The sequence below is a fragment of the Streptomyces telluris genome (genome assembly GCF_024519335.1).
In the GTDB taxonomy this organism is placed as follows: domain Bacteria; phylum Actinomycetota; class Actinomycetes; order Streptomycetales; family Streptomycetaceae; genus Streptomyces; species Streptomyces telluris.
In genome coordinates this window covers 71039-95278 of sequence record NZ_JANIID010000024.1, presented here as the reverse complement: position 1 = coordinate 95278, position 24240 = coordinate 71039, and the positions used below count along the sequence as shown (strand labels likewise).

Sequence of the window (24240 nt, the reverse complement as noted above, 5' to 3'; positions counted from 1 at the left end):
GCACCGGCTCCCCATCACCACTGAGCACCGGCTCGCCCCACCACTGAGCGGCGGCCCCCGCCGCCACTGAGCCGCCCCGCCGCGCCCCTAGTAGCGTCAAGGGGTGCACGACAAGAACGCCTCGCCGGTCCCGCCCGCCCCGCCCCTCTTCACCTGGGAATTCGCCGCCGACCCGTACCCCGCGTACGCGTGGCTGCGCGAGCACGCCCCGGTGCACCGCACCGCCCTGCCCAGCGGCGTGGAGGCGTGGCTGGTCACCCGGTACGCCGACGCCCGCCAGGCGCTCGCCGACCAGCGCCTGTCGAAGAACCCCGTGCACCACTCCGAGTCCGCCCACGGCAAGGGCAAGGTCGGCATCCCGGGCGAGCGCAGCGCCAATCTGATGACGCACCTGCTCAACATCGACCCGCCGGACCACACCCGGCTGCGCCGCCTGGTCTCGAAGGCGTTCACCCCGCGCCGGGTCGCCGAGTTCGCGCCCCGGGTGCAGGAGCTGACGGACCAGCTCATCGACGGCTTCGCCACCCGGGGGGAAGCCGACCTCATCCACGAGTTCGCCTTCCCGCTCCCCATCTACGCCATCTGCGACATGCTCGGCGTGCCCCGCGAGGACCAGGACGACTTCCGGGACTGGGCGGGAATGATGATCCGCCACGGTGGCGGGCCGCGCGGCGGAGTGGCGCGCTCGGTGAAGAAGATGCGGGGCTACCTGACCGAGCTGATCCACCGCAAGCGGGAGGATCCCGGTGAAGACCTCATCTCCGGTCTGATCAGGGCGAGTGACCACGGCGAGCACCTCACCGAGGACGAAGCCGCGGCCATGGCCTTCATCCTGCTCTTTGCGGGTTTTGAAACAACTGTGAACCTGATCGGTAACGGAACCTACGCCCTGCTGCGCAATCCGGAGCAGCGCGAGCGCCTCCAGCGCGCCCTCGCCGAGGGCGACGAGGGCCTGCTCGCGACCGGGGTCGAGGAACTGCTCCGCTACGACGGACCGGTGGAGCTCGCGACCTGGCGGTTCGCCACGCGGGACCTGACGATCGGCGGGCAGCGCATCGCCGAGGGCGACCCCGTCCTCGTCGTCCTCGCGGCCGCCGACCGCGACCCCGAGCGGTTCGCCGACCCCGATGCGCTGGACCTCTCCCGGCGCGACAACCAGCACCTCGGCTACGGCCACGGCATCCACTACTGCCTGGGTGCGCCCCTCGCCCGCCTGGAGGGCCAGGCGGCTCTGGCGACCCTGCTGCGGCGCCTTCCCGACCTGCGGCTGGGGGCCGATCCGGAGGAGCTGCGGTGGCGCGGCGGGCTCATCATGCGCGGTCTGCGCACCCTGCCCGTGGCCTTTACACCTGAAGACATTCCGGGCACAACCACCCAGGAGGGGTCGCCCGCCTGACCTCGCGTCAGTCGGCGTGATCTCGGCGTGACCTCCGCTACATCGGCTTGTGACTCCGGTGGGCCGTCGCTATCTTCAACCACCATTCGCCGCCGAACGAGAGGCAACCGCCCATGAGACCCGGAAACGGCCGACATCGCCGCCCCCGTCAGATACCCGCCATCGTGGTCGCCGCGGGGGTGACCGCCTCCGGAATCGCCATGCCGCTGCTGGCGGCCACCGGCGCGTCGGCAGCCGACGCCGGCACCTGGGACCGGGTGGCCCAGTGCGAGAGCGACGGCATGTGGAGCGCCAACTCCGGCAATGGGACCTACGGGGGACTGCAGCTGACCCAGGACCTCTGGGAGCGCCACGGCGGCCGCGAGTACGCCCCCCGGCCCGACCTCGCCAGCCGTGCGCAGCAGATCACCGTCGCCGAGCAGATCCTCGAGAGCCGTGGCACCAGCCCCTGGTCGAGCTGCGCGGCGAGCGCGGGCCTCACCTCGGGCGGGACCCCGGCGGAGGTCAACCCGGGCGGCACACACGCCCCCGCGAGCGACTCGACGCCTTCACGCGCCCCGGAGCGCACCACTTCGCACTCCACGCCGTCCGAGCCGTCCGAGCCCTCCGGGCACGGCAAGCCTTCCGACGCTTCCACGTCTCCCTCGCCGTCCGGAAAGCCGTCGCCGGGCTCCTCGACGAGCCCCTCGGCCGACCCCTCCAAGCAGCCTTCGGGGCAGCCGTCGACCGGTCAGCCGTCGCCGGGTCAGTCCTCCGGTCAGCCGTCCGGCCGGCCCTCCGGCAGCCCGTCGTCCGACGCGCCGTCACCCGACCCCTCGGGCACGCCGGGCGACGGGAAGTCCGGTGAGCCGCAGGAAGGCCGGCACCGCAAGCCTTCGACGTCCCCCACGGACGACCCGGCCCGGATCCCGGACGGTTCGGCCACGCCCGCTGCCGGCGATTCCGGTTCGCCCGCGGGGCAGACGCCCGGCGAGGGCGGCGCGGGTACGGGCAAGCACCGTGCCGACCCGTCGCGTTCGGAGGACGAGGGCCGTACGTCGCGGGGCGGCGGCGATGCACGCACCGGCAGCCCCACGCCCACCGACTACACCGTGCGCCCCGGTGACAACCTGTCAGTCATCGCCGAACAGCATGCGGTCAAGGGAGGTTGGCAGTCTCTGTATCAGCGCAATGAGAAAGCGGTCGGAACCGATCCCGACCTGATCCGTCCTGGTCAGAGGCTTGAGGTCGGTAAATAGACCGGTAGTTCGCGGCGAATGTCCGTTCCAGTCGAAAGTGAGACATGGGTCTCTTTGCCTGGTGGCGGAATGCGGTCTTCCCGAAACTGGCAAACCGTCTCTCACCTGCGGAAACGCGATGTTCCCCTGGGTAACCAGGGGCAACTGTGGCTGGAAAGAGGGGTTTGAACCCTTGCCGCGACTGTGTTTACCGTCGTGTCCGCTCGCCACCGCGGGCACCACGGTCGCCACGCCGAATCCTGCCGGCGATCGGGGGAGTCGTCGCGCAAGCGCCGTAGGCAGGAGCGGGGGAACCAAGGTAGGCGCCGGAAACGGCTCCTCGGCGAAAGCCGCGGGTCCGGGACCGGCTAGGGGTGAAGCCGAGTGTGCTCGCACACGAAGCCGGGCGAACTCACAGCCCGAACCCGACAGCTCACCTCGCAGGCGTCGGTGAGGAAACGACTTATGTCCAAGGGCAAGCACCGTCGTCCGTCCAAGGCCGTCCGCATCTTCACGCTCGCCGGTGTCACCGGTGCAGCTGTCGCCGCCCCGCTGATGGTCGCCACCTCCGCCAACGCCGCCTCCGTCTCGACGTGGGACAAGGTCGCCCAGTGCGAGTCCGGTGGCAACTGGTCCATCAACACCGGCAACGGCTACTACGGCGGTCTGCAGTTCTCGCAGTCCTCCTGGAACGCCGCCGGCGGCCAGAAGTACGCCGACCGCGCCGACCACGCCTCCAAGAGCGCCCAGATCGCCGTGGCCGAGCGGCTGCTCGCCATGCAGGGCCCGGGCGCCTGGGGCTGCGCCGGTCCCGGCGGCCTGACGGCCGGCGGCCCGAAGGCGAACGTCGACCCGTCCGGTTCGGGCTCGGTCAGCAAGTCCACCAAGTCCTCCCGCACGGGCGGCACCGTCTCGGGCAAGTCCCACGCGGACCGCAGCGAGCGCCAGGCCGCGCCCAAGAAGGCCGCGCCGCAGCGCACCGCCCCGCAGGCCACCGAGCGCGACGAGGCCCCGGCCCAGAAGCGGACCGCCCCGGGCCACTCGGCGCAGTCCTACAAGGTCGGCAACGGCGAGTACGAGGTCAAGGAGGGCGACACCCTCTCCAAGATCGCCGAGGCCCAGCACGTCAAGGGCGGCTGGCAGAAGCTGTACGACCGCAACAAGGACATCGTCCAGGACGCGGACGTGATCTACGTCGGCCAGAAGCTGCACCTCAGCTGATCCGGGCAGGGCGGTCCACTCCGGTGGGCCGCCCTTCTCCGCTCCCGGCGGGACCGCCCCGCTCCGATGCGCCGCCCCGAGCGCGCACCGGAGCGGGGCTCAGCCGTTTCCGGATCGCCGTTCGGATTCCGGATCCGCCATACATACGGTGTTCTGGGCTTTTGTGCTGTTTTTTAGGCTTTTTCGGCCCGGGAAGGCGATCCAACGGCGAGGCGAGCCTCCGGGGCCCGTTAGGCTCGTGCTGCAGAACCACAGACACACACGAAGGAGACGCACGTGCCGTCTATCGACGTCGTCGTAGCTCGCGAGATCCTCGACTCGCGAGGCAACCCCACGGTCGAGGTCGAGGTCGGCCTCGACGACGGCTCCACGGGCCGTGCCGCCGTGCCGTCCGGTGCTTCCACCGGTGCCTTCGAGGCCATCGAGCTCCGTGACGGTGACAAGAACCGTTACCTGGGCAAGGGCGTCGAGAAGGCCGTCCTCGCCGTCATCGAGCAGATCGGCCCGGAGCTCGTCGGCTACGACGCCACCGAGCAGCGCCTGATCGACCAGGCCATGTTCGACCTGGACGCCACCGACAACAAGGGCTCGCTCGGCGCCAACGCCATCCTGGGCGTCTCCCTGGCCGTCGCGCACGCCGCCTCCGAGGCGTCCGACCTGCCGCTCTTCCGCTACCTGGGCGGCCCGAACGCGCACCTGCTGCCCGTTCCGATGATGAACATCCTCAACGGTGGGTCGCACGCCGACTCCAACGTGGACATCCAGGAGTTCATGATCGCGCCGATCGGCGCGGAGTCCTTCTCCGAGGCCCTGCGCTGGGGCACCGAGGTCTACCACACCCTCAAGTCGGTCCTGAAGACCAAGGGCCTGTCCACCGGTCTGGGCGACGAGGGCGGCTTCGCGCCGAACCTCGGCTCCAACCGCGAGGCCCTCGACCTCATCCTCGAGGCCATCAAGCAGGCCGGCTACACCCCCGGCCAGGACATCGCGCTCGCGCTCGACGTGGCCGCCTCCGAGTTCTACAAGGACGGCGTCTACAAGTTCGAGGGCCAGGACCGCACGGCCGCCGAGATGACGGACTACTACGCCGAGCTCGTCGCGGCGTACCCGCTCGTCTCCATCGAGGACCCGCTGTTCGAGGACGACTGGGACGGCTGGAAGACCATCACCGAGAAGCTCGGCGACAAGGTCCAGCTCGTCGGTGACGACCTGTTCGTCACCAACCCCGAGCGCCTCGGCCGCGGCATCGAGGAGGGCGCCGCCAACGCCCTGCTGGTCAAGGTCAACCAGATCGGCTCGCTGACCGAGACCCTGGACGCCGTCGAGCTGGCCCAGCGCAACGGCTTCAAGTGCATGATGTCCCACCGCTCCGGCGAGACCGAGGACGTCACCATCGCCGACCTGGCCGTCGCCACCAACTGCGGCCAGATCAAGACCGGCGCCCCGGCCCGCTCCGAGCGCGTCGCCAAGTACAACCAGCTCCTGCGCATCGAGGAGATCCTGGACGACGCCGCGGTCTACGCCGGCCGCAGCGCCTTCCCGCGCTTCAAGGGCTGACGTTCCGGGGGCCGGAATCCCCGGGGGCGGAAGCTCCCGGGGCTGACACGGCCTCAGGGGAGCAGCCTCACCACGTCCCCGGCCACGGTCCCGTACCGTGGCCGGGGACGTACGTTCGTAGCGAGGCTGCGGGCGACCAGGACCTCGGGGAGGCGAAGTGGCGGCGGAACGCTCCACCGCGACCAGACTCAGGGCACTCGGCTCGGTGCTCGTCCAGGGCCCCACGGCCCGCGTCTACCGCGCGCGGGGCCCGCGCCGCAGCCGGCTCACCGGCCGTGCGGCGCTGCTGGCGCTCGTCGTGTGCTCGCTGGTGGTCGCCCTCGCCTATCCCATGCGCCAGTGGGTCACCCAGCGCTCCGACATCGCCGACCAGCGCCGCCAGTCCGAGCGCGCCCGCGAGCAGGTGAAGCGCCTGGAGGACGAGAAGGCGCGGCTGGAGGACCCGGCGTACGTCGAGCAGCAGGCGCGCGAGCACCTGCACTACCTGCGCCCCGGGGAGACCGGCTACAGCGTGGTCGACGGCAGCGGCACCGCCCGGCGCCCGCGCGACCAGGGCGCCGCCGACCGCCCCTGGTACAGCAATCTGTGGGACGGTGTGGACGCCGCGGACACCCCGCGCTGACCGTGCCCGCCGGCCCTCTCCCCCCCTTCTTCACGACCCGCCTCCCGCACGACCTGCCGACACCACCGAGCGAAGACGACACGAGCGAGCACATGGACACCCCTCCGCCCCAGACCGAGTCCACCGAGCCCACCGACGCCGACATCGAGGCGTTCAAGCAGCAGCTGGGCCGTCCGCCGCGCGGACTGCGCGCCATCGCCCACCGCTGCCCCTGCGGTCAGCCGGACGTGGTCGAGACCGCGCCCCGGCTGCCGGACGGCACGCCGTTCCCGACGACGTACTACCTGACCTGCCCGCGCGCCGCCTCCGCGATCGGCACGCTGGAGGGCTCGGGCCTGATGAAGGAGATGCAGGACCGGCTGGCGACCGACCCGGAGCTGGCCGCCGCCTACCGCGCCGCGCACGAGGACTACCTCCGCCGCCGCGACGCGATCGAGGTCCTGGAGGGCTTCCCGAGCGCGGGCGGCATGCCCGACCGCGTCAAGTGCCTGCACGTCCTGGTGGGTCACTCGCTGGTGGCGGGCCCGGGCGTGAACCCCTTCGGCGACGAGGCGCTGGCGCTGCTGCCGGAGTGGTGGGCCAAGGGCCCGTGCGTCACGCCGTGCGGGGGTGACGAGAAGTGACCCGCGTCGCCGCCGTCGACTGCGGCACCAACTCCATCCGTCTCCTCGTCGCCGATCTCGACCCGGCGACCGGCGCGTTCACCGAGCTCGACCGCCGGATGACGATCGTCCGCCTGGGGCAGGGCGTGGACCGCACGGGCCGGCTGGCGGAGGAGGCCCTGGAGCGGACCTTCGCGGCCTGCCGGGAGTTCGCGGAGGTCATCCGCGACCTGAAGGCCGAGCGCGTGCGGTTCGTCGCCACCTCCGCCTCGCGGGACGCCGAGAACCGCGAGGACTTCGTGCGCGGCGTCGTCGGCATCCTGGGCGTGGAGCCCGAGGTGATCAGCGGTGACCAGGAGGCCGAGTTCTCCTTCACCGGCGCCACCAAGGAGCTCTCCGGCCGGGACGACCTGGCCAGGCCGTTCCTCGTCGTGGACATCGGCGGCGGCTCCACGGAGTTCGTCGTGGGCGAGGAGCACGTCCGGGCGGCGCGCAGCGTCGACGTGGGCTGCGTGCGCATGACGGAGCGCCACCTCGTCGCGGAGGGCGCCGTGGTGGACCCCGCGACGCCCGAGCGCATCGCGGCGATACGCGCGGACATCGAGGCCGCGCTGGACCTCGCCGAGGAGACCGTCCCGCTGGAGGAGGCCCGTACGCTCGTCGGCCTCGCCGGCTCGGTGACCACGGTCGCGGCGATCGCGCTGGGCCTGACCGAGTACGACTGGACGCGCATCCACCACGCGCGGATCTCTCTGGAGCAGGTCCGGGAGATCACCGGGAAGCTGCTCGCCTCGACGCACGAGCAGCGTGCGGCGATCCCCGTGATCCACCCGGGCCGGGTCGACGTGATCTGCGCCGGGGCGCTCGTCCTGCAGGCCGTCATGGAGCGCGTGGGCGCCCACGAGGTCGTCGTCAGCGAACACGACATTCTGGATGGAATCGCCTGGAGCATCGCCTGAGAAGGCGCCCCGAGGAGGCCCCTTCGGGGGCCTCCGGGAAAAAGTTCGTGAAATCCTTCACATGAAAAAAGGGAGCGTTGGCGGCGCGAAGGGGCCTGTTGGGCCCTTCCGGGGCCCCCGGAGCCCTCTGCGGCGGGATGCCGTCCGGTTTCGGGCGGGTTAAAGGGCCGCTTATGTGATCGCCGACGTGGCAGTGGTCTAGTCAACTTGAGACCCGCAAGGCCAGTTCAACAGGGGTTCACAACGTGCCCGCCGGCCAACTGGTTCCCTTACGGGCGTATGGCATGGGTCACGGTGGCGGCGGAGTGTAGCAGATACCCCTCGACCCCTTGTGAAGGGGCTCACGAGCATGCCCGTGGAGAGTGCTGGATACTCGAATCATGAGCACCACGGAGCGTCCACGGATCCTCGTAGTAGGCGGTGGGTACGTCGGCCTGTACGCGGCGCGCCGCATCCTCAAGAAGATGCGGTACGGCGAGGCGACCGTCACGGTCGTCGACCCGCGTTCGTACATGACCTACCAGCCCTTCCTGCCCGAAGCAGCTGCCGGCAGCATCTCCCCCCGCCACGTCGTGGTGCCGCTGCGACGCGTGCTCCCCAAGGCGGAGGTCCTCACCGGCCGCGTCACCACCATCGACCAGGACCGCAAGGTCGCCACCGTCGCGCCGCTCGTCGGCGAGGCGTACGAGCTGCCCTTCGACTACCTGATCGTCACGCTCGGCGCCGTCTCCCGCACCTTCCCGATCCCCGGCCTCGCCGAGAACGGCATCGGCATGAAGGGCGTCGAGGAGGCCATCGGCCTGCGCAACCACGTCCTCGAGCAGCTCGACAAGGCTGACTCGACGACCGACGAGGAGATCCGCCGCAAGGCGCTGACCTTCGTCTTCATCGGCGGCGGCTTCGCGGGTGCGGAGACCATCGGCGAGGTCGAGGACATGGCGCGCGACGCCGCCAAGTACTACCCCAACGTCAAGCGCGAGGACATGCGGTTCGTCCTCGTCGACGCCGCCGACAAGATCCTCCCCGAGGTCGGCCCCAAGCTCGGCGCGTACGGCAAGGCCCACCTGGAGAGCCGCGGCATCGAGATCCACCTCTCGACGTCGATGGACTCCTGCGTCGACGGCCACGTCGTGCTGAAGAACGGCCTCGAGGTCGACTCCAACACCATCGTGTGGACCGCGGGCGTCAAGCCCAACCCGGCGCTGGCCCGCTTCGGCCTGCCGCTCGGCCCGCGCGGTCACGTCGACACCCTGCCGACCCTCCAGGTCAACGGCACCGACTACATCTGGGCCGCGGGCGACAACGCCCAGGTCCCGGACCTCGTCGGCCGCGCCGCGGGCAACGAGAACGCCTGGTGCCCGCCGAACGCCCAGCACGCGCTGCGCCAGGCCAAGGTCCTCGGCGACAACGTCATCTCGGCCATGCGGGGCTTCTCGGCCGCGCAGACCGAGTACAAGCACGCCAACAAGGGTGCGGTGGCGGGCCTCGGCCTCCACAAGGGCGTCGCGATGATCGTCATGGGCAAGATGAAGATCAAGCTCAAGGGCCGTCTCGCCTGGTACATGCACCGTGGCTACCACGGTCTGGCCATGCCGACCTGGAACCGGAAGATCCGCGTCTTCGCGGACTGGACCCTCGGCATGTTCCTCAAGCGCGAGGTCGTCTCGCTGCGCGCCATGGAGAACCCCCGCGAGGAGTTCTACGAGGCCGCGAAGCCGGCCCCGCAGCCCAAGGCCGACTCCGTCCCCTCGGAGAAGGCGAAGGCCTCCTAACGGCGGTCGCGGCTCGGCCGCGGTCAACCAGTCGGCAACGGCGTCCACCAATCCGTGGGGTGGGCGCCTTTGTCGTATGTCCGGCCACCCACAGTTGATCTAATCTGACTGAACGGGACTACCGTGCCGACTCTTGGTGTTTAGGTGTCAGTTGAACGTTTCTCCTGACCTTGCATCATGGAGGTGTGTGCGACATGGCCGACGCCGCTCGACGGCTCACCGCGCTCGCGGAAGAGGTCCTGGGAGCCCCGCTCCCGGTCCGGATCCGCGCCTGGGACCGCAGCGAGTACGGCCCCCCGGGCACATCCGGTGCCCCCGTCCTGGTCATCCGCCGCCGCCGTGCCCTGCGCCGGCTGCTGTGGAAGCCGGGCGAGCTGGGCCTCGCCCGCGCCTGGGTCGCGGGCGACATCGACGTCGAGGGCGATCTCTACGAGGCGCTCGAGCTCCTGGCCGGCTCGCTCTGGGAGCGCGGCGAGGAAACGCGCCGCTCCGGCCTCGCCGCCCTGCTGTCGGCCGTGCGCGACCCGCGCCTGCGCGCCGCGGGCGGTGAGCTCGTCAAACTGGCCGGCCCCGGGCTGCCGCCCCGGCCGCCCCGCGAGGAGGCCCGCAGGACCGGCGGCCCCCTGCACACCCTGCGCCGCGACAAGCAGTCCATCAGCCACCACTACGACGTCGGCAACACCTTCTACGAGCGCGTCCTCGGCCCCTCCATGGTCTACTCCTGCGCCTACTGGGGGAGCGACGGGGACGGGGCCTCCACCCTTGAGGAGGCCCAGAGCGCCAAGCTCGACCTCGTCTGCCGCAAGCTCGACCTCCGCCCCGGGCAGCGCCTCCTCGACGTCGGCTGCGGCTGGGGCTCGATGGTGCTCCACGCGGCCCGCGAGTACGGGGTGAGCGCCGTCGGCATCACCCTCTCCGAGGAGCAGGCCGCGTACGCCCGCAAGCGCGTCGCCGAGGCCGGTCTGACCGAGCGCATCGAGATCCGCGTCCAGGACTACCGCGAGATCTCCGACGGCCCCTTCGACGCCGTCTCCTCCATCGGCATGGCCGAGCACGTCGGCTCGGCGCTCTACGCCGAGTACGCCGCCGACCTGCACGCGCTGCTGAAGCCCGGCGGCCGGCTGCTCAACCACCAGATCGCCCGCCGGCCCCTGCGGGACGAGGAGGCGTACGAGGTCGACGAGTTCATCGACCGCTACGTCTTCCCCGACGGCGAGCTCGCCCCCGTGGGGCGGACCGTCGCCCAGCTGGAGGAGGCCGGGTTCGAGGTGCGCGACGTGGAGTCGCTGCGCGAGCACTACGCCCTGACGCTGCGTCAGTGGGTGGTCAACCTCCAGCAGAACTGGCAGGAGGCCGTGCGACTGACCTCGCCCGGCCGCGCCCGGGTCTGGCGGCTGTACATGGCCGCCTCGGCGCTGTCCTTCGAGCGCAACAGGATCGGCGTCAACCAGGTGCTGGCCGTCCGTACGCCCGAAACGGGGGCGGCGGGGATGCCGCTGCGGGCGCGTAACTGGCGCTAGACGCGCGGAGGCCCCGCGGTGCACTGCCGCGGGGCCCCTCTTCCGTGCGTGCCGGTCCGTCCGTGCCGGCTACTCCGCCTTGATGGCGGACAGCATGTTCAGCTTCGCCGCCCGGCGGGCCGGCCACAGCGCGGCCAGTACGCCGACCACCGCGGCCAGCAGCAGGAACAGGCCCATCCGGCCCCACGGGAGCACCAGCTCGTAGGTGCTCAGGCCCTTGCGGATGAGGTCGCCCGCGGCCCAGCCGAAGAAGACGCCCAGGGCCACGCCCATCACGCCGCCGAAGAGCGAGATGACCAGCGACTCCAGACGGACCATCCGCTTGATGCCCTTGCGGTCCAGGCCGATGGCGCGCAGCATGCCGATCTCCTGCTGGCGCTCGAAGACGGACATGGCCAGGGTGTTGATGACGCCGAGGACGGCGACGATCACGGCCATGGCCAGCAGGCCGTAGAGCATGTTCAGCAGGAGGTTGATCATCCTGGAGATGCCGTCCGAGATGTCCTGCTTGGTCTGGATCTGAATGGCGGGGTTGTCGCCGAGGGCCTTGCGCAGCGAGTCCTCGACGGCCTCGCCGGCGCCGTTCTTGGTCTTGACCATCACCTGGTGGTCGTTGATCTCGCTCAGGTGCGGGGTCAGCGTCCTGTTGTCGACCATGATGCCGCGCATCAGCTCGTTGCCCTTGTAGACGCCGGCGACCGTCAGACGGCCCTTCTTGCCGTCCTCGAAGGTCACGTCGAAGGACGAGCCGGTCTTCCAGTGGTTGATGCGGGACAGGGCGTCGTCGATGACGACCTTGTCACCGGCGACGGTGAACCTGCCCGAGGTGAAGTCCAGCTTCGTCAGCTTCCCGACGGCCTCGCCGTTGACGCCCCTGAGCAGCTGGTGGTCGCCGTCGATGCGGGCCGGGGACTGGCGCATCGGGCTGGTGGCCGTGACGTCGGGGTGCGCGGCGAGCTTCTTCTCCACGTCCGGGGAGAGCGGGGTCATGGTCGCCATGGAGACGACGTAGTCGGCCTTGAGGGACTCCGTGGCCATCTTGTCGATGGCCTTCTGGACGCTGCCCGCGATCACGGTCAGGCCGGTGATCAGGGTGAGGCCGATCATCAGCGCGGAGGCGGTCGCGGCGGTGCGGCGCGGGTTGCGCACGGCGTTCTGCCGGGCGAGCTTGCCGGGCATGCCGAACAGGCGCAGCAGCGGGGCCCAGGCGGCGATCACCGGGCGGGACAGCAGCGGGGTCAGGACGAAGATGCCGATGAGGACGACGGCCGCGCCCAGGCCCAGCACGGTGGAGCTGCTCGCCGTCAGCACGACGGCCGCGCCGATGGCGGTGATGGCGCCGCCGATGCTGTTGCGGACGACCAGGGACTTGGTGGTGGCCACGGCGTGGATGCTGTTCATCGCGGCGACCGGCGGGATCTTGGCGGCGCGGCGGCCGGGCAGCCATGCGGCCAGCATCGTGACGACGATGCCGACGACCAGCGAGACCAGGACCGTGTCCGGGGCGATCACCAGCGGGCCGTCGGGGATGCTGTTGCCCGTGCTGCTGATGAGCGTGCGCAGGCCGGCGCCGATGCCGATGCCCGCGATCAGTCCGGCGATGCCGGCGACCGCGCCGACGACGAACGCCTCGATCAGCACGGAGCGGGTGATCTGGCGGCGGCTCGCGCCGACCGCGCGCATCAGGGCCAGCTCCTTGGTGCGCTGGGCGACCAGCATGGTGAAGGTGTTGGCGATGATGAAGATGCCGACGAAGAGCGAGATGCCGGCGAAGACCAGGAGGCTGGTCCGCATGCCGTCCATGCTCTGGGCGATGATCTTCGCCTCGTCGTCGGCGAGCTCCTTGCCCGTGATCGACTTCGCGTCCTTCGGCAGGACCTTGTCGACGGCGGACTTCAGCGCGGCCTGCGAGGTGCCGGCGGCGGCCTTCACGTCGATCTGGCTGAACTCGCCGGGCTTGCCGTAGTGCTTCTGCGCGGTCGGGGTGTCGAAGAGGGCCAGGCTGCCACCGGCGGAGACGGCGCCGTCGTCCGTGGTGAAGATGCCGGTGAGCTTCTGCGAGAGCACGGGGCCGTCGACGGAGATCCGGACGGTGTCGCCGACCTTGTAGCCGGCGCGCTCGGCGGTCTTGGCGTCGAGGGCGATCTCGCCGGAGCCCTGCGGCGCGCGGCCGCTCTTCATGGGGTAGCGGGCGTCCTTGCCGCCGGGGCCCGGGTAGTAGTTGGCGCCGGAGGAGGAGAAGCCCTCGCCTATCAGCTTGCCGTGCTTGTCGGCGATGGCCGCGAAGCCGTTGACGGAGCCGGTGGCGGAGGCGGCGCCGGGCACCTTGGCGGTCCGGTCCAGCAGGCCCTGGCTGAGCCGGGGGGTCTCGCCGGGCTTGCCGTCCTCGCCGTCCTGGTGACGGGGCTGGACGGCGACGTCGACCTTGTCGTAGCCCTTCTGGGAGCTCTTCTGGTAGGCGTCGGAGATGGTCGAGGTGAAGACCAGGGTGCCGGAGACGAAGGCCACGCCGAGCATCACGGCGAGTACGGTCATCAGCAGCCGGGCCTTGTGCGCGAGCACGTTGCGCAAGGCGGTACGGAACATGGTCTGTGTGTCCTGGGGGAGTGGGCCCGTGCCGGGCCGTCGTCGGGAGGCTGGGAGCGGCGGAGCCGTCTCTCAGCTCGTGCGGCCCTTGGCGTCGAAGCGCTTCATGCGGTCGAGGACCGCGTCCGCCGTGGGCTCGCGCATCTCGTCGACGATGCGGCCGTCGGCGAGGAAGACCACACGGTCGGCGTAGGACGCGGCCACGGGGTCGTGGGTGACCATGACGACGGTCTGGCCGAGCTCGCGCACCGAGTTGCGCAGGAAGCCCAGGACCTCGGCGCCGGAGCGCGAGTCGAGGTTTCCGGTGGGCTCGTCCGCGAACATGATCTCGGGCTTGCCGGCCAGGGCGCGGGCGACGGCCACGCGCTGCTGCTGACCGCCGGAGAGCTGGTTCGGGCGGTGCTTGAGGCGCCCGGAGAGGCCGACGGTGTCGACGACCATGTCCAGCCACTGGCGGTCGGGCTTCCGGCCGGCGATGTCCATCGGCAGGGTGATGTTCTCCAGGGCGGTCAGCGTCGGGAGGAGGTTGAACGCCTGGAAGATGAAGCCGATCTTGTCGCGCCGCAGTCGCGTGAGCTTCTTGTCGTTGAGCGTGGTCAGCTCGGTGTCGCCGATCGTGGCCGAGCCGCCGGAGACCGAGTCCAGGCCCGCCATGCAGTGCATCAGGGTGGACTTGCCGGAGCCCGAGGGGCCCATGATCGCGGTGAACTCGGCCTGCCGGAATTCGACGGAGACCGCGTCCAGGGCGACCACCTGGGTCTCGCCCTGTCCGTAGACCTTGGAGAGGCCCGTGGCGCGGGCCGCCACTGCCGTGGGGCGGGCGGCGGTCTGGACGCCGTAGGGGGAGGTGGTCACGGGGCGGGCTCCTGTCGGGACGACGGCTGCGGGTACTTCTCCATCGTCCGTGCCGCGCGGCCTCCCGGGATCAGACCCTGTTCCCGTTCGCGGGGCAGACCTCGGTCTGACCCGGGAGGGCGCTTCTCCTCCTTGGGTATGACGCCGGGCACCGCCCCGGAGGCCGCCCGGGGGCCCGGGGGACGGGGCGGCGAGATTGCGACAATTCCGCAGGCCGCCCGGGGTCCCCCGGTGAACGGGCGGTATCGGCCCGTGGCATGTGCCTTTGGCGTCGTTCCTGCACTGATGCACCCTCAGTTGCCAATAAAATAAGACAACCTCGGGTCATCGTTCCGCTGTTTGGGGGGCGCTCCCCGGCTAGGCTCGTCCTGCTCTCCTCTTACCAGGGAGGCTCGCGCGCCTTTCCCTGCCTGTACGCCCGAGAGCGCTGCCCGGATGGTGGAATGCAGACACGGCGAGCTTAAACCTCGCTGGCCCTTCGGGCCGTGCCGGTTCAAGTCCGGCTCCGGGCACTCACCTGCTCTGTGTCCCCCACTCTCCGTAGGGAACCGGGTGCCGCCCGTTTGCGTTCTCCCCCTAGTGGTGGGGGAGGGTGCGCCGGAAAAGATCCTTCCCAAGCACGAGCGCATTCTTTTGCCTACCTATTACTCTTGGTCGCAAGGCCGCGCAGGGCGGCCATGGATGGAGTGAGGATGAGGAGCAGCAACCCGGTCTTCTCGCGGCGGTTCCGCGGCAACAACGGCTACGCGGGCTTCAACGCGGCGCCGCAGGCCGGGACCGCGGCCCAGGGCAACCCGTACGCGAACAATCCGTACGCGCAGCAGCCCGCCAACCCGTACGCCACCAACCCTTACGCCCAGGGCGGCCCGGATCTCCAGCAGGGCTATCCGCAGGCCCCCGCCACCACGGGCCGCATGACGATGGACGACGTCGTCATGCGCACCGGCATGACGCTCGGCACGGTCATCCTGGCCGCGGCCGTCGGCTGGGGGCTGAACGTCCCGGTCGCGCTCGGCTACGGCGCCGGCTTCGTCGCGATGCTCCTGGGCTTCGCCCAGTCGATCTTCCTGCGCAAGCCGGTCCCCGCGGTGATCCTCGCGTACGCCGCGTTCGAGGGCCTCTTCCTCGGCGTGGTCAGCAAGGCCTTCAACCACTACGCGCAGGGCGCCCCGGTCCAGGCCGTGCTCGGCACGATGCTCGTCTCGGTCGGCGTGCTCATCGCGTACAAGACCCGCCTGATCCGCGTCAACCGGCGCTTCACCCGCTTCGTGACGGCGGCCGTGATCGGCTTCGTCCTGCTGATGATGGTGAACATGCTGTTCGCCGTGATCGGCGGCGGCGACGGCCTCGGCCTGCGCACGGGCTGGCTGGGCATCCTCGTCGGCGTCGTCGGCGTGCTGATCGGCGCGGCGGTTCTCGCGCTCGACTTCAAGCAGGTCGAGGACGGCATTCAGTACGGTGCGCCCCGCGAGGAGTCGTGGTTCTCGGCCTTCGGCCTCACGGTCTCCCTGGTGTGGATCTACATTCAGATGCTGCAGCTGATCGGCGTCCTCAACGAGGACTAGCCGGTCGGCAGTGAATGAAGTCGGAGAGCGATCTCCGTGAGCGAAGGGCCCGGGAAGATTTCCCGGGCCCTTCGCCGTATGCGCCTTCGGATCCGCATCGGGCGGACGAACGGGGGTGTCGTCCGCCCCGTGCGGAGTGCGGTGGGCGCCGCGCTACAGAAGCTTCCGGGCGGCCCGCCGGAGGTCGTACTCGTGGACGATCGCCTTGGCGTGGCCATATGCGAGGTCGTGCTCTCCGCGCAGCCAGCTGACCTTCTCCTCGAAGCGGAAGAGAGAAGGTCCTTCCTCGACCGTGCGCAGCCAGTCGGCCACTTCGCGGCCGGTGCAATGGGGGATTCGGGAGAGCAGGTTCCGGTGGGTCTCGTCGGAGAAGACGTGGGACATCGGCGCCTCCGGACGCGTCGAATGATGGTCCTTCATGTCACCGTGCCCGACTGTGCAGACGTTGGCAACACTCCCGCAACGGCGCATAGGCTCGCGCTGTGGATGATGTGACGTCTCTTCTGGCCGCCGTGGACGCTTTCGCCGACCGGCTGCGTGCCCTGCCGCAGTCCCGCCTGAGCAGGGGAGCGGCCGCGGAAGCGCTGTCCCTCGCCCGGGAGCTGGCGGTGTGGGCGCAGCGGATCGAGGAACCCGGGACCGTGGTGCCGAGGGAAATGCCCGAAGCGGGGATGTTCGCGGTCGCCGACCAAGTGGCGGTGGCCGGTCACGATTTGGCCGAGGCCCTCGCGGCCGACGGCGCCGGGCGGGCGCCGGAGGGGGTCGGCGCGGCGGAGGCCGTGGCGCTGATCGAGGCGGCGGCGAAGCGGTGCGGCTTGTAGCGGACCCGTCACCCCGTCACAGCGACGCGATCACCCGGTCCGCGAGGACGTAGACCTTCTCCGTCCCGCAGCCGAAGGTCAGGGCGTACGCGCCGGAGACCCCGGAGCCGCCCAGCAGGACGGGGGCGTCGCCGGCGTCCAGGGCGTCCGAGAGGCGCTCGGCGGTCTCGCGGTGGCCGGGGGTCATGCAGACGGTGGTGCCGTCGGCGAAGACGTAGACGTCGAGCGTGCCGAGCGGGCCGGGGCGCACGTCGGTCAGCGGGATGCGGGCCTCCGCGAGCTCGCCGAGCCGCTCCACCGTGCTCTCGTGGTCGCCGCCGGCCGCCACGGGCGAGAAGTCGGGGTGGGAGGGGTGGCGGCGGCGGGCGGCGGCCAGCTCGGGGGAGTCCGCGGCCTCGGCCTCGGCGGCCGCGGCCTCGGAGAACTCCGCGAACTCGGCGAGCTCGGCCAGCCCCGCGAGCTCGGCCAGCGGCTCCAGGCCGACGAGGTCGGCCTGGCGGGGCAGGTAGAGGCCGCCGTAGGGGCCCTCGGCGAGGTCGTCGCCGAGGCCGGTCAGGCCGGGCAGGGACGGGACGTCGCCGGCTCCGCCGAGCTCGCGGGCCTCCTGGGCGGCCCAGAACGCACGGGCCTCGGCGAGCTCCCGCTCGCGCTCCTCGGCGAGGGCGTCGGCGACGGCCGCCCGTATTTCCGCGAGCTCCGCACCGGGGGCGGGGCGGGCGGCGGGCACGGTGGGCTGCTGCGCGTGGCGCTCGGCCGTGGCGGCGGCGAGGTCGGCGCGCAGGGCGGTGATCTGGCGGCGCAGGCCGCGAGTGGCGTGCAGGGCGGCGGCGCCCGCGGCCGTGGCGGTGGCCGCGGCCAGCAGCAGGGCAAGGGACATGGCGCTCACTGACGTACTCCCGGTTGCTATGGATCCCCCAGATTCCTACCTCAGCTTGAGGCGTGCTCCCAGGAGACCCCAGTGCAAAACGTCATGAAGCGGGCGGGACTTACGTCCCGGACGTTGTCCCTTCAACATCTCTGACCTGCGGAAACGAATCGCCCCCGGGACGTTGGTCACATCCTGGGGGCGATTCGGTCACGGTTGCGCAAGCGGCCCGTGAGGCCGTCCGTCCTCAGCTCAGCCGCTCGCGTTCATGGTCGCGCTGAGCTTCGGCGCCGCGGAGGGCAGGTGCCGTCCTCGTTCCTCGGACGCCACCTGCCCTCCGCCGCACCTCAGCTCAGCCGCTCGATGACCATCGCCATGCCCTGGCCGCCGCCGACGCACATGGTCTCCAGGCCGAACTGCTTGTCGTGCCACTGCAGCGAGTTGATGAGCGTGCCGGTGATCCGGGCGCCCGTCATGCCGAAGGGGTGGCCGACGGCGATGGCGCCGCCGTTGACGTTCAGGCGGTCGATGTCGATGCCGAGCGCCTGGTAGGCCGGGATGACCTGGGCGGCGAAGGCCTCGTTGATCTCGACCAGGTCGATGTCGCCGATGCTCATGCCGGCCCGCGCCAGCGCCTGCTTGCTGGCCTCGACCGGGCCGTAGCCCATGATCTCGGGGGAGAGGGCGGAGACGCCGGTGGAGACGATCCGGGCCAGCGGGGTCAGGCCCAGCTCGCGCGCCTTGGTGTCGGACATGATCACCAGGGCGGCGGCGCCGTCGTTGAGCGGGCAGCAGTTGCCCGGGGTGATGCGGCCGTCCGCGCGGAACGAGGGCTTGAGACCGGCCACGCCCTCCATCGTCACGCCCGCGCGCGGGCCGTCGTCCTTGGAGACCACGGTGCCGTCCGGGGTGGTGACCGGGGTGATCTCGCGCTCCCAGAAGCCGCTCTTGATGGCTTCCTCGGCGAGGTTCTGCGAGCGGACGCCGAACTCGTCCATCTCCTCGCGCGAGATGCCCTTCAGGCGGGCCAGGTTCTCGGCGGTCTGGCCCATCGCGATGTACGCGTCGGGCACGAGGCCGTCCTCGCGCGGGTCGTGCCACTCGTCGCCGCCCTGCTCGGCGCGGGCGGCGGTGCGGGCCTCGGCCTCGGCGAAGAACGGGTTGTGGCTGCCGGGCATGCCGTCCGAGGAGCCGTTGACGGTCCGCGAGACCGTCTCCACGCCCGCGGAGATGAAGACGTCGCCCTCGCCGGCCTTGATGGCGTGCAGCGCCATGCGGGACGTCTGCAGGGACGAGGAGCAGTAGCGGGTGATCGTGCAGCCGGGCAGGTGGTCCATGCCCATCTGCACGGCCACGATGCGGCCGAGGTTGTGGCCCTGCTCGCCGCCGGGCAGGCCGCAGCCGAGCATCAGGTCGTCGATGTCGCGCGGGTCGAGACCCGGGACCTTGTCGAGCGCGGCCTTGATGATCGTCGCGGTCAGGTCGTCGGCGCGCATGCCCTTCAGCGAGCCCTTGAAGGCGCGACCGATGGGCGAGCGGGCGGTTGAGACGATCACGGCTTCGGGCATCACGGCTCCAGGGCGTGTGAAAGCAGGACTGGGTGGAAGTTACCCGCCCGTAGGGCCCGGGTCACGGCTTGGTCACTGTGACCCCTCGCACTCTTGCCGTCGCGCGGGCCGGCGGCGCCCCGCGCGTCACTGCCCGCCCCGTGCCGCCCGGGACCACACGTGGTGCGGCACCGGCTCCGTGTGGGCCGGGAGACGGCGGCGCTTGCGGTGCTTGAGGAGGGCCCAGCGGCCCCGGGCGCCGGTGACCTCCGTGCCGCCCTCGGCCGCCGCCTCCGCGGCCGCGCGGGCGACCGGCAGGATGCCCTCGCGGCGGGCCGCGTCCGGCCGCTCCTCGTCCTCCGGCCACAGCCCCAGCGCCGCGCACAGGGTCGGCAGGACGGCCATCGCCGCGGTGGCGTAGCCCTCGGCGGAGGGGTGGAAGTTGTCGGGGCCGAACAGCTCCCGCGGGTTCGCGGCGAACTCCGGGCCCAGGAGGTCGCCCAGCGACACCGTGCGGCCGCCCGCCTCGATCACCCCTATGGTCTGCGCCGCGGCCAGCTGGCGGCTCTGGCGCCGCGCCACCCACCGCAGCGGCTGGTAGACCGGCTCGATCGTGCCGAGGTCGGGGCAGGTGCCCACGACGACCTCGCTGCCCGCCTCCCGCAGCCGCCGCACCGCGTCCGACAGCAGCCGTACGGACCGCGCGGCCGGCATCCCGTGCGTGACGTCGTTCGCCCCGATCATGATCACGCAGACGTCGGGGGCGCGCTCCACGTCGTCGAGCAGCAGGGTGACCTGCCGGTCCAGGTCGTGCGAGCGGGCTCCGGACAGGGCCACGTTGCGCAGCTCCACGGGGCGCTCGGCGACCGCGGCGAGCCCGGAGGCGAGCAGGGCGCCCGGCGTCTGCCGGGGCCGGTGCACGCCCTGGCCGGCGGCCGTGGAGTCGCCGAGCAGGCCGAGCAGCAGCGGCTCGCGCCCGAGCCGGTGGACGAAGGCGGAGCCGTAGCGGCCGTCCGCGTGGGGCGGGGCGTCGTTGGAGCCGCCCACGACCCGCCGGGCCAGCCGCGCCTCGGTCAGCAGGACCCCGGCCGCGGTGGCTCCGAGCAGGCCGATGCCGCCGCCTCCGTAGGCCGCCGCGGCGGCGATGCGCCGGGCGACCCTCGCCCGCGACGTGGAGATGGGTGACATGGGCCGGACCTCCTCTGCAGCCGGGTTCCGAGCCGCGTGCACGGTTTTACAAACGCTTCATAAAGCATTCATGAATGCCCCGCACCCTTGGCAGAGCGCGCTATGAGCAGGTTGCCCCGAGCGCCCGCATCTGCAACGCGCCGTTGGAGCGGCCGGATGCGTTCTAGGCTGGCCGTATGGGCACGCGAGACCGCTAGTGCCCCCGACCGCGGAGATCACCGTGCAGTATCACGATTCGATGATTGAGCTCGTTGGCAACACCCCGCTCGTGAAGCTCAACAGCGTGACCGAAGGCATCCAGGCCACCGTGCTCGCCAAGGTCGAGTACTTCAACCCGGGCGGTTCCGTGAAGGACCGGATCGCCCTGCGCATGATCGAGGCCGCGGAGAAGTCCGGCGAGCTCAAGCCGGGCGGCACCATCGTCGAGCCGACCTCCGGCAACACGGGTGTCGGTCTGGCGATCGTGGCCCAGCAGAAGGGTTACAAGTGCATCTTCGTCTGCCCGGACAAGGTCTCCACTGACAAGATCAACGTGCTGCGGGCCTACGGCGCGGAGGTCGTGGTCTGCCCGACGGCGGTCGACCCGGAGCACCCGGACTCGTACTACAACGTCTCCGACAAGCTCGTGCGCGAGACGCCCAACGCCTGGAAGCCCGACCAGTACAGCAACCCCAACAACCCCCTCTCGCACTACTACTCCACCGGCCCCGAGCTGTGGGAGCAGACGGAGGGGAAGATCACCCACTTCGTGGCGGGCGTGGGCACCGGCGGCACCATCAGCGGCACCGGGCGTTACCTGAAGGAGGTCAGCGACGGCCGCGTCAAGGTCATCGGCTCGGACCCCGAGGGCTCGGTCTACAGCGGCGGCTCCGGCCGTCCGTACCTGATCGAGGGCGTCGGCGAGGACTTCTGGCCGAGCGCCTACGACGGCACGGTGACCGACGAGATCATCGCGGTCTCCGACAAGGACGCCTTCCAGATGACGCGCCGCCTCGCCAAGGAGGAGGGCCTGCTCGTCGGCGGCTCCTGCGGCATGGCGGTCGTCTCCGCCCTGCGCGCCGCCGAGAACCTCGGCCCGGACGACGTCGTGGTCGTCCTCCTGCCGGACAGCGGCCGCGGCTACCTGAGCAAGATCTTCAACGACGAGTGGATGGCGGACTACGGCTTCCTGGAGGAGGCCGGCGACGCCGCCCGCGTGGGCGACGTGCTGCGCCGCAAGGACGGCGGCCTGCCCTCCCTGGTGCACATGCACCCGGAGGAGACGGTCGGCGAGGCCATCGAGGTGCTCCGCGAGTACGGCGTCTCGCAGATGCCCATCGTCAAGCCGGGCGCGGGGCACCCCGATGTGATGGCCGCCGAGGTCATCGGCTCGGTCGTGGAGCGCGAGCTGCTGGACGCCCTGTTCACCCAGCGCGCCTCGCTCTCCGACCCGCTGGAGAAGCACATGTGCGCGCCGCTGCCGCAGGTCGGCTCCGGCGAGCCCGTCGGCGACCTGATGGCCGTGCTGGGCGAGGCGGACGCGGCGATCGTCCTGGTCGAGGGCAAGCCCACCGGTGTGGTGAGCCGTCAGGACCTGCTGGCGTTCCTCGCGGAGAGCGCCGGGAAGGCCAACGGCGCCAAGTAGCACCGCCCTTCCGGGGCGCGCTGCGGGCGCGGTCGCGGCGGTTTCCTCCGGTTTTCCGGCCGCCGCGTGAACGGGGCGCGGACGGACGGCCCGTAAAAGGTACGTATGCGTCACGCGCCCGCAGCACCGGCTTAACAACCGTCCGGCATATTGGGGGTGTCGGCCCGGGGCATTCCCCGGCCGGCACCCGAACGGCGGCAGGAAACTCCGGAGCGGCTCCCGGACTCCACAGCCGTCCGGACGCGGTCACCGGCCCTGACTCCGGCCCGTGTCCCCGTGGGGGACCGCCGTCGTCCCGACTCCGGCTCCGGCCGGGGTGCGGCGGTCCCTCGCGCATCTTCCCCGGGCACGCCCTCCGGGTGCGGTGCGCCGTCATCCCTCGCCGGACGCGCCGTCACTCCCGGTCGGAGGCGCCGTCCCGCTTCCTGCACCGCTGCTGCCACGGGAACAACCCCGCCACGTTCAGGGCGTTGACGCCCACGATGCCCGCCCAGGACACCAGCAGCCCCGGCAGCTCCGCGTTGACCACGGCTATCGCGGACAGCGGGATGGCCAGCACCAGCGACACCGCGGCGAAGCCGAAGCGCTCGCCGAAGCCGCCGGGGCCGTGCCCGTCGAGGTGCGGCCGGGCCCCGCGGGCCAGGGCCATCTGCATCTCCGCCGACTGCCGGCGCACCCGCCGGTCGATCTCGGCGTCGAGTTTCCGGTCGACCTTCTCCAGGAAGGATTCCACCAGCTCCTCCTCGTACTCCGGGCCCAGCTCCTTGCGGGTCTCCAGAGTGGCGGCGAGGTCCTTCTTCAGCTCATGGTCGCGGGCCGTCATGTGTACGACGATACGGTCGGCGGTGCCCCGCGTCGGTGGGGCTAGCACCCGTATCCGCCGTAGGGGCAGCTCCGTGACCGCCGGGGCCGCCGCTGGAAGGAGCAGTTCCGTGCCCGGACCGACCGACCCCCTGCTGACCTCCCTCGCCGCGCTCGCCGCAGGAAAGGGCGAGGACCTCCCGGACGCCCTCAGCGTTGCGGGGCGGGCCTTCTCCCGGGAGCAACTGCTCGGCGCCGCCGCCGCGGTGGCGCACCGCATCGAGGGCGCCCCTGCCGTCGCCGTGCACGCCGACGCCTCGCCGGAGACCGCGGCGGCCGTGGTGGGCGGGCTGCTCGCCGGGGTGCCGGTCGTGCCGCTGCCGCCGGACGCGGGCCCGGCCGAGCGCGGCCACATCCTGCGCGACTCCGGCGCCGCCCTGGTGCTCGGCGGCGCCGAGGGGCTCCCCGTCGACCTGGGGGAGCAGCGCGACTGGTCCGGCGCCGAGCCCGCCCCCGACAGCACCGCGCTGATCCTCTACACCTCCGGCACCACCGGCGCCCCCAAGGGCGCGCTGATCCCGCGCGGCGCCGTGGCCGCGGGCCTGGACGGGCTCGCCGAGGCGTGGCAGTGGACCGCCGAGGACACCCTCGTGCACGGGCTGCCGCTCTTCCACGTCCACGGCCTCGTCCTGGGCGTCCTGGGGGCGCTGCGGACCGGCTGCCGGCTCGTGCACACCGGCCGGCCGACGCCGGAGGCGTACGCGGCGGCGGGCGGCAGCCTGTACTTCGGGGTGCCGACGGTGTGGTCCCGGGTGGTGCGCGAGCCGTCCGCGGCCCGGGAGCTGGCCGGGGCCCGCTTGCTGGTGTCGGGCAGCGCGGCCCTGCCCGCGCCCGTCTTCCGGGACCTGGAGGCCCTCACCGGGCAGCGGCCCGTCGAGCGCTACGGCATGACCGAGACCCTGATCACCGTCTCCGCCCGGGCCGACGGCGAGCGCCGGCCGGGCGCGGTGGGCACCCCGCTGCGGGGCGTCCGCACGCGCCTGGCGGCCACCGAGGGCGGCATCGGCGAGCTGGAGGTCTGCGGGCCGACGCTCTTCAGCGGCTACCTGGGCCGCCCGGAGGCCACGGCGGCCGCGCACACGGCCGACGGCTGGTTCCGTACGGGCGACATCGCCGCCGTCGAGGAGGACGGCACGCACCGCATCGTGGGCCGCGCCTCCACCGACCTGATCAAGTCCGGCGGCTACCGGGTCGGGGCGGGCGAGGTCGAGAACGCCCTCCTCGACCACCCCGCGGTCCGCGAGGCCGCCGTGGTCGGGGTGGAGCACGAGGACCTCGGGCAGGAGATCGTCGCCTACGTGGTGGCGGACGGCGTGAGCGAGAAGGCGCTGATCGATTTCGTGGCCGGCCACCTGTCCGTACACAAGCGGCCCCGCCGCGTCCGCTTCCTCGACGCGCTGCCGCGCAACGCCATGGGCAAGCCCCAGAAGAAGCTCCTGCCTCCGCTGTGACCCGGAGGGGG

The 24240-nt window shown here is 71.6% G+C and carries 20 protein-coding genes, 1 tRNA gene and 1 riboswitch; of the genes, 14 read left to right on the top strand and 7 right to left on the bottom strand.

The window, feature by feature from the left end:
• The first annotated feature begins 103 nt into the window (after positions 1-103).
• The 9 genes from NQU55_RS24020 to NQU55_RS23980 all read left to right on the top strand — a co-directional run bounded on the left by NQU55_RS24020 (position 104) and on the right by NQU55_RS23980 (position 10866).
• Positions 104-1396: a cytochrome P450 family protein gene (locus NQU55_RS24020; protein ID WP_168091130.1), complete on the top strand. Its 1293-nt coding sequence runs from the start codon at positions 104-106 to the stop codon at positions 1394-1396.
• 113 nt (positions 1397-1509) lie between these two features.
• Entirely contained in the window at positions 1510-2634 is a 1125-nt protein-coding gene (locus NQU55_RS24015) for a transglycosylase family protein (RefSeq protein WP_168091129.1), read from the top strand.
• A 260-nt stretch (positions 2635-2894) separates the two neighbouring features.
• A riboswitch (cyclic di-AMP (ydaO/yuaA leader) is annotated at positions 2895-3075 on the top strand.
• 3 nt (positions 3076-3078) lie between these two features.
• Positions 3079-3834 carry a LysM peptidoglycan-binding domain-containing protein gene (locus NQU55_RS24010; RefSeq protein ID WP_168091128.1) on the top strand — a complete coding sequence of 252 codons (756 nt, stop codon included), beginning with the start codon at positions 3079-3081 and terminating at the stop codon, positions 3832-3834.
• A gap of 276 nt (positions 3835-4110) precedes the next feature.
• A complete protein-coding gene (gene eno, locus NQU55_RS24005; protein WP_058046615.1) occupies positions 4111-5391 on the top strand; it encodes a phosphopyruvate hydratase in 1281 nt (426 codons plus the stop codon).
• Between the two features lie 157 nt (positions 5392-5548).
• Positions 5549-6013, top strand: a complete 465-nt coding sequence (locus NQU55_RS24000; RefSeq protein WP_058046614.1) for an FtsB family cell division protein — start codon at positions 5549-5551, stop codon at positions 6011-6013.
• Positions 6014-6105: 92 nt separating this feature from the next.
• The gene (locus NQU55_RS23995; protein WP_168091127.1) at positions 6106-6636 is read left to right on the top strand and encodes a DUF501 domain-containing protein; all 531 of its coding nucleotides are present in this window, start codon (positions 6106-6108) and stop codon (positions 6634-6636) included.
• Positions 6633-7574 carry a Ppx/GppA phosphatase family protein gene (locus tag NQU55_RS23990; protein WP_168091126.1) on the top strand — a complete coding sequence of 314 codons (942 nt, stop codon included), beginning with the start codon at positions 6633-6635 and terminating at the stop codon, positions 7572-7574. The genes NQU55_RS23995 and NQU55_RS23990 overlap by 4 nt, the downstream gene beginning before the upstream one ends.
• Positions 7575-7954: 380 nt before the next feature.
• A complete protein-coding gene (locus NQU55_RS23985) occupies positions 7955-9346 on the top strand; it encodes an NAD(P)/FAD-dependent oxidoreductase (RefSeq protein WP_058046611.1) in 1392 nt (463 codons plus the stop codon).
• A gap of 194 nt (positions 9347-9540) precedes the next feature.
• Positions 9541-10866: an SAM-dependent methyltransferase gene (locus NQU55_RS23980; RefSeq protein ID WP_168091125.1), complete on the top strand. Its 1326-nt coding sequence runs from the start codon at positions 9541-9543 to the stop codon at positions 10864-10866.
• Between the two features lie 69 nt (positions 10867-10935).
• On the opposite strand, the gene NQU55_RS23975 is transcribed toward NQU55_RS23980, so the two are convergent.
• Positions 10936-13452, bottom strand: coding sequence for an ABC transporter permease (locus NQU55_RS23975; protein WP_168091124.1), 2517 nt, complete (start codon positions 13450-13452; stop codon positions 10936-10938).
• A gap of 72 nt (positions 13453-13524) precedes the next feature.
• Positions 13525-14307 carry an ABC transporter ATP-binding protein gene (locus tag NQU55_RS23970; protein WP_168091123.1) on the bottom strand — a complete coding sequence of 261 codons (783 nt, stop codon included), beginning with the start codon at positions 14305-14307 and terminating at the stop codon, positions 13525-13527.
• Positions 14308-14736: 429 nt separating this feature from the next.
• On the opposite strand from NQU55_RS23970, the gene NQU55_RS23965 reads away from it, so the two are divergent.
• Both NQU55_RS23965 and NQU55_RS23960 read left to right on the top strand, forming a co-directional pair.
• Positions 14737-14819 (top strand) — tRNA-Leu (locus NQU55_RS23965).
• A 180-nt stretch (positions 14820-14999) separates the two neighbouring features.
• On the top strand, positions 15000-15872 hold the full coding sequence (locus NQU55_RS23960; RefSeq protein ID WP_168091122.1) for a Bax inhibitor-1/YccA family protein: 873 nt from the start codon (positions 15000-15002) through the stop codon (positions 15870-15872).
• 153 nt (positions 15873-16025) lie between these two features.
• Here the strand turns inward: NQU55_RS23960 and NQU55_RS23955 are convergent, their stop codons facing one another.
• Positions 16026-16256, bottom strand: a complete 231-nt coding sequence (locus NQU55_RS23955) for a DUF4287 domain-containing protein (RefSeq protein WP_030365184.1) — start codon at positions 16254-16256, stop codon at positions 16026-16028.
• 98 nt (positions 16257-16354) lie between these two features.
• Here NQU55_RS23955 and NQU55_RS23950 point away from each other — a divergent pair, with 98 nt between their 5' ends.
• Positions 16355-16693, top strand: a complete 339-nt coding sequence (locus NQU55_RS23950; protein ID WP_168091121.1) for a hypothetical protein — start codon at positions 16355-16357, stop codon at positions 16691-16693.
• Positions 16694-16709: 16 nt separating this feature from the next.
• Here the strand turns inward: NQU55_RS23950 and NQU55_RS23945 are convergent, their stop codons facing one another.
• From NQU55_RS23945 to NQU55_RS23935, 3 genes are all read right to left on the bottom strand, one after another.
• Positions 16710-17570 (bottom strand): hypothetical protein, encoded by an 861-nt coding sequence (locus NQU55_RS23945; RefSeq protein ID WP_206328904.1) that lies wholly within the window; start codon positions 17568-17570, stop codon positions 16710-16712.
• 335 nt (positions 17571-17905) lie between these two features.
• Positions 17906-19126, bottom strand: a complete 1221-nt coding sequence (locus NQU55_RS23940; RefSeq protein WP_168091119.1) for an acetyl-CoA C-acetyltransferase — start codon at positions 19124-19126, stop codon at positions 17906-17908.
• A gap of 126 nt (positions 19127-19252) precedes the next feature.
• Positions 19253-20293, bottom strand: a complete 1041-nt coding sequence (locus NQU55_RS23935; protein WP_206328902.1) for an SGNH/GDSL hydrolase family protein — start codon at positions 20291-20293, stop codon at positions 19253-19255.
• Positions 20294-20513: 220 nt separating this feature from the next.
• On the opposite strand from NQU55_RS23935, the gene NQU55_RS23930 reads away from it, so the two are divergent.
• On the top strand, positions 20514-21917 hold the full coding sequence (locus NQU55_RS23930) for a cystathionine beta-synthase (protein WP_168091118.1): 1404 nt from the start codon (positions 20514-20516) through the stop codon (positions 21915-21917).
• A 394-nt stretch (positions 21918-22311) separates the two neighbouring features.
• Here the strand turns inward: NQU55_RS23930 and NQU55_RS23925 are convergent, their stop codons facing one another.
• A complete protein-coding gene (locus tag NQU55_RS23925; RefSeq protein ID WP_168091117.1) occupies positions 22312-22740 on the bottom strand; it encodes a hypothetical protein in 429 nt (142 codons plus the stop codon).
• Positions 22741-22849: 109 nt separating this feature from the next.
• On the opposite strand from NQU55_RS23925, the gene NQU55_RS23920 reads away from it, so the two are divergent.
• On the top strand, positions 22850-24229 hold the full coding sequence (locus NQU55_RS23920) for an acyl-CoA synthetase (protein ID WP_372504792.1): 1380 nt from the start codon (positions 22850-22852) through the stop codon (positions 24227-24229).
• Positions 24230-24240 lie beyond the last annotated feature (11 nt).